A 14,500-nucleotide genomic window follows, 5' to 3' on the forward strand; every position below is an offset into this window, starting at 1 on the left:
CTGCGTCCCACATGGTTTGAACGCAGAAAAAGAAGAGCCGGAGTATCGATGCCCGAAGTTATTTTCAACGGCCCCGCAGGCCGCCTTGAAGGCCGCTATCAGCCCTCCAAGGAAAAGAGCGCCCCGATAGCGATTATCCTGCACCCGCATCCGCAATTCGGCGGCACGATGAACAATCAGGTCGTCTACCAGCTCTTCTATATGTTCCAGAAGCGCGGTTTCACGACGCTTCGCTTCAATTTCCGCGGCATCGGCCGCAGCCAGGGCGAATTCGACCATGGTGCCGGCGAATTGTCGGATGCCGCATCGGCGCTCGACTGGGTGCAGAGCCTGCATCCGGATTCCAAGAGCTGCTGGGTCGCCGGCTATTCCTTCGGCGCCTGGATCGGCATGCAGCTTCTGATGCGCCGCCCGGAAATCGAAGGCTTCATGTCGATTGCGCCGCAGCCGAACATCTACGACTTCTCGTTCCTGGCGCCCTGCCCGTCCTCCGGCCTGATCATCAACGGTGATTCCGACAAGGTCGCCCCGGAAAAAGACGTCAACGGCCTCGTCGAAAAGCTGAAGACGCAAAAGGGCATCCTCATCACCCACAAGGTCGTCCCCGGCGCCAACCACTTCTTCAACGGCCAAGTCGATACGCTGCTCGGCGAATGCGAAGACTACCTCGACCGTCGTCTGAACGGCGAACTGGTGCCGGAACCGGCAGCCAAGAGGATCAGGTAATTTTATTCCCTTCTCCCCTCGGGGAGAAGGTGCTCGAAAGGCGAATGGGGGCTCGTCGCATCGCGGCGGCGAGCTGCTGAAAAGCAATATCACCTCCCAATGACGCCCCCTCAACCCGAGCTTCGCTCGGCCTTCTCCTCGTTGGGGCGAAGGTATGCGTTACCGCGACATCTTAAAACAAAGACCTGAAACGCCATCAATGATGATCGGCGAACGGTATTGCATGCCGATCTTGCGGAGAACCCGCTGCGACGCGGTGTTTTCCGGATGCGTGAAGGCGATGAACTGGCTGGCGAAACCGCGTTGGAAAAACCAGTCGGCAAGCGCGCCCGCAATTTCGGTCGCATAGCCGTTTCCCCAGGCGTCCTGGCGGATGGAATAGCCGAGCTCGAATTCGCCGCGGTCGCGCTCCTCCTGAAACCGGGAGAAGCCGGCCCGGCCGATGAAACGGCCGTCGTCGCGTCGGAGCATCTTGTATTTCGTCACGCCGTCGCCGGCCTGCTCGCCAAACCAGCTTTTCAGGCGATCCTCGGCCTTCTCCAAAGTCCAGGGAGCGGCGCCGGAAAGATAACGCGTCGTCTCGATGGTCGAATGCAGTTGCCGAATCATTTCGGCATCATTTTTGTCCCACATCGTTAGAATCAGGCGCGGGGTTTCGAGTATGATGGTGTCACTCATTTGCCTGCCTGCTTTCGTGATGGATCTGAAGCCCGCGATACGCCGCATAAGTGCTAAACGCACGGCAGGATTTCAACAAGCGCGATCAGGCGGCAATCCTGATGGAAAAGGCCCGCCGAAGCGGGCCTTCAGATCATCGCGAGATATTATTCAATCACTGGCATGCAGGCAGGCCCGGAGCACCGCACTTCTTCTTTTCCGGAGGTTTTTGCGGCGCGGGTGGCGGTTTCTTTGCCTGCGGCTGAGGCTGCGCCCTGGGTTGAGCCTGCGGCTTCGGAGCCGGTGCCTGCTGCTGGACGACCCTTGGCTGGGGTTGTGGCCGAGGTTGAGCCTGTGGTTTCGGAGCGGGTGCCTGCTGCTGCACGGCTACATGAGGCACAGGCTTTGGTTGGGCAGCGGGCGGATTGACATGTCGTGGCGGCGCCGCAGCGACATGTGGCTGGTTGCCGACCTGCGGCTGTCTATTAACGACCGCATTGGGTTTCGGGGGAACCTTGGCGACAACGGGCGGCGTCGCTGGATTCACCGGCTGGCCATGAGCATTGGGTTTCGGGGCTGCGGCAACAGAATTCTGCTTCACGCTTGGAGCCGCCTGAGGTGCCGGTGTCTTTGCAACCTGATTTTGACCCTTCACAGCAGGCGTGTTGCCAGCAGGTGGTAGCGGCTGCTTTGCCTGAGGCGCTCCCTGATTGTTCGGCACCTTGCCGGCAGGCGGTAGGGGCTGGCCACTGGCACCGGGAAGTGTGTGAGCGGCAGCGTTTCCAGTCTGTGGCTGAACCGAAGGTGCCACCGCCGGAGCGGTTGCGGGCGCCGCTTTGACGGCTGGAGCCGGAGTCTGCTTCTGCAGAACCGCGGCCTTCTTTTGCACCGAAGGCGGCAAGGCAACGTGCATCGCCGCCGCGCCCGCTCCGGCGATGACGGCTGCGGCGCCGAGCTTCTGTCCTGTCGTCAGCCCCGGTGCGGTAGGTGCAGCCCCGTTTTCGTTCACGGTCGTATTGTTTACGACGGTGTTGTGGATGTTGTTGAAGTAGATGTTGTTTTGGGGCGGCGCGACATCGCGTGGCGGCTCGACCCATTCTTGAACCGGAACAAAGACCGGGTCCGGCAATACGTAGAGATCGACCGAAGACCGCGGCGGCTCAAGCACGACGAAATCCGGTGGCGGCGGCGCCAGGAAGACGACGGGCGGCGGCGGAGCGTAACCGAAGTCGGCATCATCGAAATAAAGGACGCGCCGGTCGACATAGACGATTTCAGGCGGCGGCGGTGGCGGCACGTCATATTCGATCACGGTGAACGACGACGGCGGTTCAAGTGCTGCCTCGAAATGTTCCAGGCGGCGCCGGGCATCCCAGACATGAGGACCTCGCGGATAGCGTCTTAGGTAGGACCAATAGGCCTCTGGCGTGTCCGCAACCCAGGTCTCGCGCCAAGTGATTGCTTCGCGACGGGCGGCCATGATGGCGCGCACCCGCCTCGCCATGGGGTCGTTCGGATAGGCGGCCAGGAAATCCTCATAGCCCCGCATCGTGTCGCGATCGAGCGCGGCGAAATAGGCATCCCGTTCGTCGAAATCGCGGATCGCCTTCGTTCGGATCGCAGCATTATCGTAGCTGGAAACCTGAGCGGCTGGCGCATTGGGGCCGCGATCGAAGAAGGTGAAGGCGTTGTTGAATTTGGAGGCATTCCACGAGATCTGCGCGCCCTTGGTCAAATCGCTAACCCGCAGTCGTGTCCGGTCGAACACATCGCCGAGCGACAGGCCGCCGACGCGGATCATCTCCGCCAGCGCATGCGCATAGGAACCATAGGGGCCTGCCTCCTGCGGCGCGACCGTACCGGGTGCCGCATTGAAGGCGATCAACTGATTGGCGTCGGGATCGACAAGCGCCAGGCCACCGGCGAGCGGCTGATTGGACTGCACGAATGGATTGGCCCTCGCCGCATCGAGCACGACGATGCTGCCGCGATTGTTGAGAGCGGCCAGCGATTTGGTGAAATCGCTCGTCCGCACGGCCTGGAGTGGAACATCCGTGGCATTGGCTATTTGAGCGTCCACAGGCACGAAATAATTATCGCCCTGATACTGCACTCCGTAGCCCGCCAGATAGACGAAAACGATGGTATCGGGACCTGACGCATTCGCTTTCGTCAGAAAGTCCCTCATCGCGTCGCGTAACCCGTTCTGGTCGAGGTCGCGCGCGCCGATCACATCGAAGCCGGCGGCCTGCAGCGTTTGCGCAATCAGGCCGGCATCATTCGCCGGCGTCGGCAAGGCGCCTGCCTGGTAGGCGGCATTGCCCACCACAAGCGCTATTCTCTTTTCGGGGGAACCTTGGGCTGCGGCTGCGCTTGCAACAGCGATACCAGCCAAAACCAACATCATGGCAAAGAATGCCCGGATCGTCTTTCTGAGTGACGATCCCATCATCGAAAGCATTGGTGACATACTCGTTTCTTCCACGAAACACGCGACGCACACCCCAGTCAGCATAGAACATTAGGATTGGATTTGGGCGAATGCGCGGCATGTCCCCGGCGGCTTCGGGGCGATGTTGCGATCTATTCACGTTCGGACACGCCCATTTACAGACCTACCCCCGCCGAAACTTTCTATCCGTTCCACCAAAATGATGACGCGTCGGCAAATCGATGCTAAACGCGCCCGGCGACATTCAACAACAGCGACTTCGCCGCCTAGTACACCTGCGGCGCCCCGAGAGACCAAGATCATGGCTGAGTTCAAATCCGATTTCCTGCGCACCCTGCAAGAGCGCGGCTTCATCCACCAGATTTCCGATGAAGCCGGCCTCGACTCTCTGTTCGCCAAGGAAACCGTGACGGCCTATATCGGCTTCGACCCGACGGCGCCGAGCCTGCATGCGGGCTCGCTGATCCAGATCATGATGCTGCATTGGCTGCAGGCGACCGGTCACCGCGCCGTCTCGCTCATGGGCGGCGGCACCGGCATGGTGGGCGACCCCTCTTTCAAGGAGGAATCGCGTCAGTTGATGACGGTCGATACGATCGAAAGCAACATCGCCTCGATCAAGCGCGTCTTCTCCAACTACCTGACATATGGCGAAGGCCCCAAAGACGCATTGATGATCAACAATGCGGAGTGGCTGCGCTCGCTCAACTACCTCGAATTCCTGCGTGACGTCGGCCGGCACTTCTCCGTCAACCGCATGCTGTCTTTCGAGAGCGTCAAAATGCGCCTGGATCGCGAACAGTCGCTGTCCTTCCTCGAATTCAACTACATGATCCTGCAGGCCTACGATTTCGTGGAGCTCGCCAAACGTTACGATTGCCGCCTGCAGATGGGCGGTTCGGATCAGTGGGGCAATATCGTCAACGGCATCGATCTCGGCCACCGCATGGGTACGCCGCAGCTCTACGCACTGACTTCGCCGCTGCTCACCACCTCCTCCGGCGCCAAGATGGGCAAGTCGGCCTCGGGTGCGGTCTGGCTGAACGCCGACCTGCTCTCGGCCTACGACTTCTGGCAATACTGGCGCAACACCGAGGATGCGGACGTATCTCGTTTCCTGAAGCTCTACACCACGCTGCCGATGGACGAGATCGCGCGCCTCTCCGCGCTCGCCGGCTCGGAGATCAATGAGGTCAAGAAGATCCTCGCGACGGAAGTCACGGCGATCCTGCATGGCCGCGAAGCAGCCGAACTTGCGGCCGAAACCGCACGCAAGACCTTTGAGGAAGGCGGCCTTTCCGAAAACCTGCCATCCGTCGACGTTCCCGCGTCCGAACTTGACGCAGGCATCGGGCTGCTTTCGCTGATCGTCCGCGCAGGTCTCGCCGGCTCGAACGGCGAAGCCCGCCGTCACGTCCAGGGCGGCGCCGTGCGTATCAACGATCAGGCGATCAGCGACGAACGCAAGGTGATCGGCAGCGGCGAAATCACCGCAGATGGCGTCATCAAGCTTTCGCTCGGCAAGAAGAAGCACATTCTGATCCGTCCGGCGGCTTAAGAGGCTGCCCAACACTGAAACGCAAGAAGCCGGCGCATTTCGCCGGCTTCTTCGTTTTCAACGACTGAGCGCTCGATCTAGGCAATAGCCGAACAAGCCGCATTGACGAAATATCGGCGCCGGAAGCAATTTTGTGCTCCATCATGTCGGACCGATGCATTTCCGTACGTCCTATGCAGAGATCAATTCTGGAGGTGAGTTATGGACGAGCTGCCGGTGATCAAAACGAGGCGTAAAGGCAGAAGCCTCACGCAGAGCATGCTGATTCCAAGCGAGGAAATGGTCGCTGGGGCGCTTCGGGCGGCCCCACGAGGCGAGTTGTCAGATATTGCGGAGATAAGACGGGCGCTTGCCAAGGAACACGGGGCGGATGCCTGCTGCCCTATCACCGTTCAGAGACACCTCGTACAAATCAGTCAAAGCGGCGCCGCTCCCTTTTGGCGCGTTGTAGATCCCGATCGCCCCTTCGCTCGACGCATGATCGGTGGGCCGGAACGCATACGCGAGCGGTTGGCGGGTGAAAAATGACCCATGTCCTCCAATGCCTGCCGATATGAGATGACAGTGGTGGAAATTGAAATGGGACCGGCGTAGCCGATAGCAACCGCCCTACTCCGTGCGTTTACTTAGAACTCGAAGATCTGCCGGAACACGCCCGGCGCTATGATCGACAGCGGGTTGATCTGCAAGTTCGGTTTCTCAAAACTGCCGGTGAGCTTGAATGTGATGCCGATCAGTCCGCGGTCGCTGCCGTTGCCAAGGATGAAGCCAACGATCGGCACTTCGGCGAATAGCCGGTTGAGGCCGTAGGCGGGCATGAAGGTGCCGGTCAGGTCCATATTGCCGTTCGCGTCCTTCACCGTGCCCTGGAACGTTGCGCCCACTTGCACGCCTCTGACAACGCCATTTTCCACCGCAAGCGTCCCCTTGCGCAGCACCAGCCGCGCGAAGCCGCGCTCGAAACTCTGTGATCGCGTATCGATATTTTGTTTGACGGCCGAATTCAGGCTCCGCCCATTTTTGCCGCTCGGCGTGGAAACGATGGTCGAGAGCTTCTTTTCGTCGATGACGGCGAAGTTGCGGATATCGAGTGAGCCATCCCAGGCATCCGGCCCCGTGGAGCGCAGCGACAGATTGAGCAGGCCGCCTTGCAGATGCTTATAAAGATCGGCAAAACGCGCCACTGCGCCGGCATCACCGCTGGTGATGCGAATGGTCCCGCCATCTCCGCCCTTGCTCATTTGGCTGACGACAGCCTCACCGCTGCGCGTCAGGCCGGAGAAATCCGCAGCGATGGTGCGGCCGCCGGCGATGGAATAGACGCCCTTGAGATTCCTGATCGTCTCGTCGTTGAAACCGACGACCTTGTCGAGATTGGCGCGGATCGTAGCGCCGGACGAATCATCCTTGTCGTCGCCTTTGTCGCTTGACGATGTCTTCAACCGCGCCAGGACCGGCCGGAGATCGGCCGAGTTGCCGGCGACGGATATGTCGTAATTGCCGCTTTTGCCGCGCTTGACCGACAGTGCGAAATCATCGAGCGCGGAAAGCTTGACGGTATCGAAATTAGCCGACGACAGGCCGCCCTTGCTGACGACGAGATCGCCGCTGACACCGAAGCCATCACCTTTGAGGGTGAAGTTTTTCAGCACCGTCTGACTGTCAGGCCCGGAAGCCTCGAACTGGGCGCTGGCGGGGATGCCGCTGCCCTTCGACCAGCCGACCCACGGCACCGTCAAGGCCGCCTTGGCGAGGTCGACCTTGACGCCTTGGCGATCGTCATCGATGCGCGTCATTTCTATCTTGATCGGGCCGTCGATAATATCGTTGAGGCCCGGCATGACGCTGTTGCGCTGGGCATCGGTGAGCGTGGCGGTGATTACGCGGCTGCGTTTGACCGTTGATTTAGCGTCCGTCGGCTCGACCATGTCGATTTGCGCAGGAATGCCGTCAATCTGCGCCTGCGCATCCAGATGCACGGATTGGGGATCGGCGTCGATCTCACCTGTAAGATTGGAAATCTTACGATTGTTCATCGGCTTCAGCAGATCGACATCATTGAGCTGCAAGTTCGCCGTCCAGACTGGCGGCGGCGGCTTCTGGTCGCTGATCAAGCCAATCGTTGCATCGACCTTGGCGACGATCTTGCCGTTGAAATTCTCCGGCTTGAATTCGGTTCGCTGCAGCACTTCCAGGGGCTTATAGGTCAACAACTCGCCGATGGAATCGCCTGAGCCGGATATTTGCAGCTTGAGTTCGGCCATCAGCGGCTTGTCGTAGGCGGAAGGGATCGAGAAATTGCTGTCGCTCAGCGTCACCGAACGGCCTGAAGGGAAAAAGGAGGTGCCGCTCGCAATGTCGACGCTCATCGTCGGGCCGGTCAGATCGAAATGCGCCTTGGTGTCCCTGATTGGCGGAATCTCGCCCGGAACGTCGAGGCGGGTGTCGTCGATATCAAAGGCGATGTGCAACTCATTCTTTCCGAGTTGCAGCTTGCCTGTCTTCGCCGCCTGCGCCAGTCGTCCGGCGGGAATGAAGACCGAAATAACTCCATTGGTCACCGTGCCGCCGAAGAGGTTTTTTTCCACCCAGACCCGGGGTTTGGAGGCCATCCAGAACGGCCAGAGCTGTTTGATCGCCGCGGTATCGAGCTTATCGGCGCGGCCGCCGAAACTGATTTCCGGCGAGCTGTCGCCGAGTTTCATATGCAGGGAGCCGAACAGCGCGCCAAGCGGCGTCGACATACCCAGGTTTTCGAGTTGCAATTCCTTGGTCGCCGACAGGAATCGCCCCGTCGCCTGACCGTCGAAGCTGACGGGCTGCTCGCCCGAAAGAGCCGACGCGGCTGTGCCTCCGCGGATCAGGAAGTCGACGCCGAATCCCTTGCCGGCATTGGCGTCGATGCGGTCGAGGTCGATCAGCGCGCCGGAAAATGGCACCATGGTGCCGACGAACTGCGCTTTCGACGGCACGATCTCAAGCGTGTGGTGATCGAAGTTATAGGCGAGGTTGACGTTGGCCTGCGTGAGATCCTGCGGGTCGCGGTCCATATAAAGCATGCCGGGCTGGACATCGATCGAGGCGCTGAGCTTCGGATCGACACCTTCGCCGCCACGGATGGCGGTCACCGTCATTCCGGCGAAGCTCATGATGCCCTGGCGCGGCGTGCCGTTCTGATCATAGGCCATCGTCAGCGGCTTCAGATCGAGATTGGCGACCTTTGCGATCAGCGAAGAGCTGCGGCCAGCCTCCTGTTGATCGGCTAGCACATCCAGCGTTGCGACGGAGCCGTTGACTGCGACCTGTCCGTAAAGGTGCAGCGATGTCGGTCCGCTGCGCTCGAAGGTGAGATTATCGACCACGAGCGAGATCGGCTCGCCGCCCTCCTGCCGCGCCAGCTTGACGGCAAAACCGGAAATACGCACCGAGTTCGTGCCGCCGCGCTCGACGAAACGCTCGAGGAAATCAAGGTTGTCGAAGGCTGATTTCAGCGCTTGCGGCAGCGCGTCGACGCGCAGCGCCGTCAGGTCGACGGGATCGCCCTGCGGCAGCAGCGAGGCGTCGAGCGCGATGCCCTCTGCCGCCACACTGGCCACTTCGACACGGCCTTCGACAAGCGCCAGCGGATCGAGCAACATGCTGACCGCCGCCATGGTCGACAGATGCTTGCCGCTCTCCTGGTCGACCACATTGACGTTGCGGGCTTCAAGTTCCAGCCGCAGGCTGGGCGTGAAGCGGACGACGGTCGAGCCGACTTCAGCCTTGTAGCGTGGCCCGATCGCCCGATCGAGCGCGAGCTGAGCCTTCTGCGACAGAGGCTCATCGAAAATGCCGTTTTCGATAGTGAAGATAATCGCGCCGATGATCAGGGCTAGGAAGGCAGTGAAGACGAGCGTAATACGGCAAACATGCCAGACATGCGAGCGCTTGCGGCGGACCGGCTCGGGGACATGCACGATCAAAGGATCGTCCACCTGAGCGGAAGGCAAGTGGTCGAGCGAGACGAGATCCTTTTTGCGGAATGTAATCTTTTCGCCTCGGATCACTCCCGTGCGTCCCTTTCGTTTTTCGTAATTTTGTTGGTGACGCTGCGTCCGATGTGGACGGCATACCGATCCAGTATATATGGCTGATATTTGGTGTCATCCAAAATCCCGGCAAAAGAAAGGTTTTCCCGTGACCGAAATCTCTCTGGTTGAATTAGGCATCGGCGACAGAGCGCCAGATTTCGATCTTCCGCGCGACGGCGGTGGCCGTGTGCGCCTCGCTGATTTTGCCGGTAAGCCATTGGTGCTGTTCTTTTATCCCAAGGACGACACGACCGCCTGCACCACCGAATCGATCTCCTTCACCGCGCTTGCGGCAGACTTCGAGAAAGCTGGCGCGGCCATACTCGGCATGTCGCCGGATTCGGTCAAAAGCCATGACAAATTCGTGAAGAAGCACGCCCTGTCCGTGCCCCTCGCCTCCGATGAAGAAAGGACCGCCGCAGAAGCTTACGGTGTTTGGCGGGAAAAGAGCATGTATGGCAGGACCTATATGGGTGTGGTGCGCTCGACCTTCCTTATCGGTGCGGACGGCAGGGTCGTGAGGATTTGGAGCAAGGTCAAAGTGGCTGGCCATGCCGAAGAGGTCTTGGCCGCCGTCAAAGACCTCTGATGCCCGTGGTCATGCCGGTGGAAATCGAGACCATCACTTCGCTGCGCGGCGGCGCGATTGCCGCTATCCGCTCGGCCGATCTCGATCGTAAGACGGCGCTTGCCCAGGAATCGGCGACCCGCTGGTTCGCACGCACCCTCTCGCTGCGCTCGCCGCTCGATCCGGCATTGGCCGATCGCCCCGGCCGGCCGGAAAAGCCGGAACTGGTGCCGCCGAGGCATATGGAAAAGCGCTCGCTGCACACGGTCAAAGGCCGCATCGCGCTGTTGCATGCCATCGCCCATATCGAGCTCAACGCTGTCGATCTGGCGCTCGATATCGTCGCGCGCTTCGCGACCGAACCGGTGCCCAATTCCTTTTTTGACGGCTGGATGCAGGTCGCATTCGAGGAGGCCAAGCATTTCCGTATGGTGCGGACGCGTCTCCGTGATCTTGGCGCCGACTATGGCGATCTACCTGCCCATGACGGTCTGTGGCAGGCCGCGCATGCAACCCGCAACGACCTCACCGCACGTCTCGCCGTGGTCCCCCTGATTCTCGAAGCGCGCGGCCTCGACGTGACGCCGGCGCTGCAGGCAAAGATGCGCGAGACGGGCGACATGGAGAGCGCTGCTGTCCTCGATGTGATCTACAATGATGAAAAGGGCCATGTCGCCGTCGGCGCTAAATGGTTCCGTTTCCTCTGCGCCCGCGAAAGGCGCGATCCGGCCCGCACGTTTCAGGATTTGGTGCGCGCCAATTTTCGCGGTTCGCTGAAGGCGCCGTTCAATGACATTGCCCGCGCCGAAGCCGGCCTGACACCTTCCTTCTACCGCTCGCTCACGTCTACAAGTAATGCATAACATACTAAACTATAAGAGTTTTTTTGTTTTCTAGGGGTGGGGCAGAAAGCAATCGTTAACCATAATTCCGTGTAGTCATCAGTGGATGCCGATGCGCATCGATTGGGAGATTCTCGGTGACCGCCAAGCCTCAGAACCGGGTTTTCGGCAAGCAGAAACGGCAGCACACGATAATCGTGGCGAGCGGCGATACCGTGCGCCACATGACTGTACGCCCATGGATGGCGGCGCTCGTCGTCTGCCTCGTCGGCGTCTTTTCCATCGGCTATCTCCTCGCCACGTCCTATCTCGTACTGCGCGACGACCTGATCGGCGCCACCATGGCCCGGCAGGCGCGCATGCAATACGACTATGAGGATCGCATTGCGGCTCTGCGCGCCCAGGTCGATCGCGTCACGTCCCGTCAACTCCTCGACCAGCAGGTCGTCGAGGAAAAGGTCGACAAGCTGATGGAGCAGCAGCAGGCCCTTTCATCGCGCCATGGCAAGCTCGACGCGCTGCTCGACCGCGCCGAGAGTTCCGGCCTGATGAACAAGGATGCACCCGCAAGTGCAAATGCGGCGGCAGCCAAAGGCGATCACGCGGAACTGACGGGAGGGCTCAAGTCGATCGAGAGGCTTCTGTCGAGCGGCAAGCCCGCCGATGCGACCCCCGACAATTCCACCCTCGCCTATGTTCCTGCCCCTGAAACCGTTGCTGATCGTGCCGACCGGGTATTTTCCAAGGTGACATTGTCGCTGAAACATATCGAACAGGATCAATTGAGCCGCGTAAGGCATCTGACCTCCGGCGCTTCGGAAACTGCCGATCAGATCCAGTCGATCATGCAGAATGTTGGCGTCAAGGTTCCGACCGTGATGGCCAGCGCTGCAAGCAAGGATGACGGCGCCGCAAATGATGACGGGGGCGTCGGCGGCCCTTATGTCGCACCGGAAAACGTCGATCAATTCGATCAGTCCATGGCTGATCTCGATAGCGCGTTGACGCGCCTCGAGACCGTGCGCGGCGCAGCCGAAGGCCTGCCCTTCCGCAATCCTGCACCGGGCAAACTGATCACAAGCCCCTTCGGCAATCGCAAGGATCCCTTCTTCGGTAAGCTGGCGCTGCACACCGGCACTGATTTCCATTTCAGCCCCGGGGAAAAGGTCAAAGCCACCGCGCCGGGCAAGGTCATCTCCGCCGGATGGACAGGCGGTTATGGCAACATGGTCGAGATCGACCACGGCGATGGCATCTCGACGCGTTACGGCCATATGGAAGAAATACTGGTCAAGATCGGAGACACGGTCAAAACCGGCGACGCCCTCGGTCTTGCCGGCAGCACGGGACGTTCGACGGGGACGCATCTACATTACGAAGTGCGCGAAAACGGCCGTCCGATCGACCCGATGTATTTCATCAATGCAGGTATGAAGCTCGCAAGTTATATCAACGGACTAGGCACAATTTCACCGCGAGAATTGTGACAAACGAGCAACAAAAGTGGCGCTAATCTAAAAATTGCGTTATCTATTGCTCTGAAGCTCTCAGAAGCACCCGCTTTCCTTGACTTCGCGGGTGTTTGGTTCTATGTCGCGCTGCATTGCGGCATGCTAGGGCATGTCGACTCACGAGTGTTCGACCGAACCGGAACGGAAATAGTTTTCCCTTTGACAACATTTGCTGACCTTGGCCTGAGCCAAAAAGTCCTATCCGCGGTAACTGACGCGGGCTACACCACACCGACTCCGATCCAAGCCGGCGCAATTCCATTTGCGCTGCAGCGTCGCGATATCTGCGGGATCGCCCAGACGGGTACCGGCAAGACTGCCTCCTTCGTTCTGCCGATGCTGACGCTTCTCGAAAAGGGTCGTGCCCGTGCGCGCATGCCGCGCACGCTGATCCTCGAGCCGACGCGCGAACTTGCCGCGCAGGTCGCGGAGAATTTCGAGAAATACGGCAAGAATCATCGCCTGAACATCGCACTGCTGATCGGCGGCGTTTCTTTCGAAGATCAGGACCGCAAGCTGGAGCGTGGCGCCGATGTGCTGATCTGCACGCCCGGCCGCCTGCTCGACCATTTCGAGCGCGGCAAGCTGTTGATGAGCGCCGTCGAAATCTTCGTCATCGACGAAGCCGACCGTATGCTCGACATGGGCTTCATCCCCGATATCGAGCGCATCGCCAAGCTCATTCCCTTCACGCGCCAGACGCTGTTCTTCTCGGCCACCATGCCCGGTGAAATCCAGAAGCTGGCCGACCGCTTCCTGCAGAATCCGGAACGTGTCGAAGTCGCCAAGCCCGCTTCGACGGCAAAGACCGTCACGCAGCGTTTCGTTGCCTCGCATGGCAAGGATTACGAGAAGCGCGCCACGTTGCGCGACCTCATCCGCTCCCAGACCGATTTGAAGAACGCCATCATCTTCTGCAACCGCAAAAAAGACGTTGCCGATCTCTTCCGTTCGCTGGAACGCCATGGCTTCTCGGTCGGCGCATTGCACGGCGATATGGATCAGCGCTCGCGCACGACCATGCTGCAGAACTTCCGTGACGGCAATATCCAGCTTCTCGTCGCTTCCGATGTTGCGGCGCGCGGTCTCGATCTTCCCGATGTCGGCCACGTCTTCAATTTCGATGTTCCGATCCATTCGGAAGATTATGTCCACCGCATCGGCCGCACCGGCCGTGCCGGTCGCTCGGGTTCCGCCTTCACCATCGTGACGAAGCGCGATACCAAGCATGCCGATGCGATCGAAAAGCTGATCGGCGAAGAGGTCGAATGGCTGAATGGCGACCTGTCGTCCTTGCCGCCGGTCGAAGAAAGCCGGGATGACGATCGTTCTTCCCGTCGCCGGGATTCCAAGGGCAGAGGCCGCGACCGTGATCGCAGCCGCGGAGGCCGGAGTGCCTCGAGTCATAAATCTGATATCGACGTCGAGGATAATGGCGTCGAAGTGATCGAAGCAGCACCAGCAAAGGCAGAAAGCGTGAGAAACGAGCGCAAGTCTGAGAACAATAACAAGTCCCACAACGGTTCTCGTAACAATCACCGTCCCTTCCCTGCTGCCAATGACGACAACCGCGAGCGCCGCAATCGCTACCGCGATCAGGACGACGGTCCGACCCCGGTCGGCTTCGGCGACGATATCCCGGCCTTCATGCTGATCGTTGCCAACGCCAAGGGCTGATAGGCCCGCAGCGCGTGGGAAAACCCGGCATCGATTTCCCAGGATTAGGAACCGGTCTCGCAATTTTGCGAGACGGAAAACTGTTGCTTTACAGGCGCCTCAAGGCGCCGGAAGCCGGCTTCTGGAGCATCGTGGGCGGCAAGGTCGACCACATGGAGCCGGCCGCGAATGCCGCTATTCGTGAGGCGGAAGAAGAAAGCGGTCTTTCCATCGGCAAGATAGATTATCTCTGCACCGAGGAAGTCATCATTGAGGCCGACCGCCAGCACTGGATCTCGCTGATCTATGTCTGCAGGGATTTTTCAGGCGAACCGCGCCTGATGGAGCCGGACAAGCTCTCCGATTTCGGCTGGTTCGGCCGTGACGAGCTGCCGACTCAACTTTCCGACTTTGCCAAAGCAACCATCGCCCATCTGAGCGAAGAAGACTTCCGCTGACG

General features: G+C 60.0%; 11 protein-coding genes. 8 read left to right on the forward strand and 3 right to left on the reverse strand.

Going from position 1 to position 14,500, the window contains the following annotated elements; translation table 11 throughout:
• The first annotated feature begins 48 nt into the window (after positions 1-48).
• On the forward strand, positions 49-726 hold the full coding sequence (locus tag C9E91_RS10120; protein ID WP_107108170.1) for an alpha/beta hydrolase: 678 nt from the start codon (positions 49-51) through the stop codon (positions 724-726).
• Between the two features lie 159 nt (positions 727-885).
• Here the strand turns inward: C9E91_RS10120 and C9E91_RS10125 are convergent, their stop codons facing one another.
• Together C9E91_RS10125 and C9E91_RS10130 are read right to left on the reverse strand one after the other, a co-directional pair.
• Positions 886-1,404 carry a GNAT family N-acetyltransferase gene (locus tag C9E91_RS10125; protein WP_107108521.1) on the reverse strand — a complete coding sequence of 173 codons (519 nt, stop codon included), beginning with the start codon at positions 1,402-1,404 and terminating at the stop codon, positions 886-888.
• A 154-nt stretch (positions 1,405-1,558) separates the two neighbouring features.
• Complete coding sequence (locus tag C9E91_RS10130; protein ID WP_107108171.1) at positions 1,559-3,853, reverse strand: caspase family protein; 2,295 nt, start codon at positions 3,851-3,853, stop codon at positions 1,559-1,561.
• 283 nt (positions 3,854-4,136) lie between these two features.
• Between C9E91_RS10130 and tyrS the strand changes: the two genes are divergently transcribed.
• A complete protein-coding gene (gene tyrS / locus C9E91_RS10135) occupies positions 4,137-5,393 on the forward strand; it encodes a tyrosine--tRNA ligase (protein WP_107108172.1) in 1,257 nt (418 codons plus the stop codon).
• Between the two features lie 201 nt (positions 5,394-5,594).
• A complete protein-coding gene (locus C9E91_RS19980; RefSeq protein ID WP_107108173.1) occupies positions 5,595-5,921 on the forward strand; it encodes a hypothetical protein in 327 nt (108 codons plus the stop codon).
• 98 nt (positions 5,922-6,019) lie between these two features.
• On the opposite strand, the gene C9E91_RS10145 is transcribed toward C9E91_RS19980, so the two are convergent.
• The gene (locus tag C9E91_RS10145; RefSeq protein ID WP_107108174.1) at positions 6,020-9,439 is read right to left on the reverse strand and encodes a YhdP family protein; all 3,420 of its coding nucleotides are present in this window, start codon (positions 9,437-9,439) and stop codon (positions 6,020-6,022) included.
• Positions 9,440-9,569: 130 nt separating this feature from the next.
• On the opposite strand from C9E91_RS10145, the gene C9E91_RS10150 reads away from it, so the two are divergent.
• The 5 genes from C9E91_RS10150 (at position 9,570) to C9E91_RS10170 (ending at position 14,498) form a co-directional block, all read left to right on the forward strand.
• Positions 9,570-10,052, forward strand: a complete 483-nt coding sequence (locus tag C9E91_RS10150) for a peroxiredoxin (protein WP_107108175.1) — start codon at positions 9,570-9,572, stop codon at positions 10,050-10,052.
• Entirely contained in the window at positions 10,052-10,894 is an 843-nt protein-coding gene (locus C9E91_RS10155) for a ferritin-like domain-containing protein (RefSeq protein ID WP_414123929.1), read from the forward strand. The genes C9E91_RS10150 and C9E91_RS10155 overlap by 1 nt, the downstream gene beginning before the upstream one ends.
• 116 nt (positions 10,895-11,010) lie before the next feature.
• Positions 11,011-12,360, forward strand: coding sequence for a M23 family metallopeptidase (locus C9E91_RS10160; RefSeq protein WP_107108176.1), 1,350 nt, complete (start codon positions 11,011-11,013; stop codon positions 12,358-12,360).
• A gap of 123 nt (positions 12,361-12,483) precedes the next feature.
• Positions 12,484-14,061: a DEAD/DEAH box helicase gene (locus C9E91_RS10165; protein ID WP_484502676.1), complete on the forward strand. Its 1,578-nt coding sequence runs from the start codon at positions 12,484-12,486 to the stop codon at positions 14,059-14,061.
• Between the two features lie 14 nt (positions 14,062-14,075).
• Positions 14,076-14,498 (forward strand): NUDIX domain-containing protein, encoded by a 423-nt coding sequence (locus tag C9E91_RS10170; RefSeq protein WP_107108178.1) that lies wholly within the window; start codon positions 14,076-14,078, stop codon positions 14,496-14,498.
• The last annotated feature ends 2 nt before the right edge of the window (positions 14,499-14,500 follow it).

This window comes from Rhizobium sp. SEMIA4064 (assembly GCF_003025035.1).
In the GTDB taxonomy this organism is placed as follows: domain Bacteria; phylum Pseudomonadota; class Alphaproteobacteria; order Rhizobiales; family Rhizobiaceae; genus Rhizobium; species Rhizobium paranaense.

Bases quoted from the DNA above. Each gene is read 5' to 3' on its own strand.
- C9E91_RS19980 (WP_107108173.1), top strand. From the start codon at position 5,595: ATGGACGAGCTGCCGGTGATCAAAACGAGGCGTAAAGGCAGAAGCCTC.
- C9E91_RS10165 (WP_484502676.1), top strand. From the start codon at position 12,484: ATGCTAGGGCATGTCGACTCACGAGTGTTCGACCGAACCGGAACGGAA.
- C9E91_RS10120 (WP_107108170.1), top strand. From the start codon at position 49: ATGCCCGAAGTTATTTTCAACGGCCCCGCAGGCCGCCTTGAAGGCCGC.
- C9E91_RS10125 (WP_107108521.1), bottom strand. From the start codon at position 1,404: ATGAGTGACACCATCATACTCGAAACCCCGCGCCTGATTCTAACGATG.
- tyrS (WP_107108172.1), top strand. From the start codon at position 4,137: ATGGCTGAGTTCAAATCCGATTTCCTGCGCACCCTGCAAGAGCGCGGC.
- C9E91_RS10130 (WP_107108171.1), bottom strand. From the start codon at position 3,853: ATGTCACCAATGCTTTCGATGATGGGATCGTCACTCAGAAAGACGATC.
- C9E91_RS10155 (WP_414123929.1), top strand. From the start codon at position 10,052: ATGCCCGTGGTCATGCCGGTGGAAATCGAGACCATCACTTCGCTGCGC.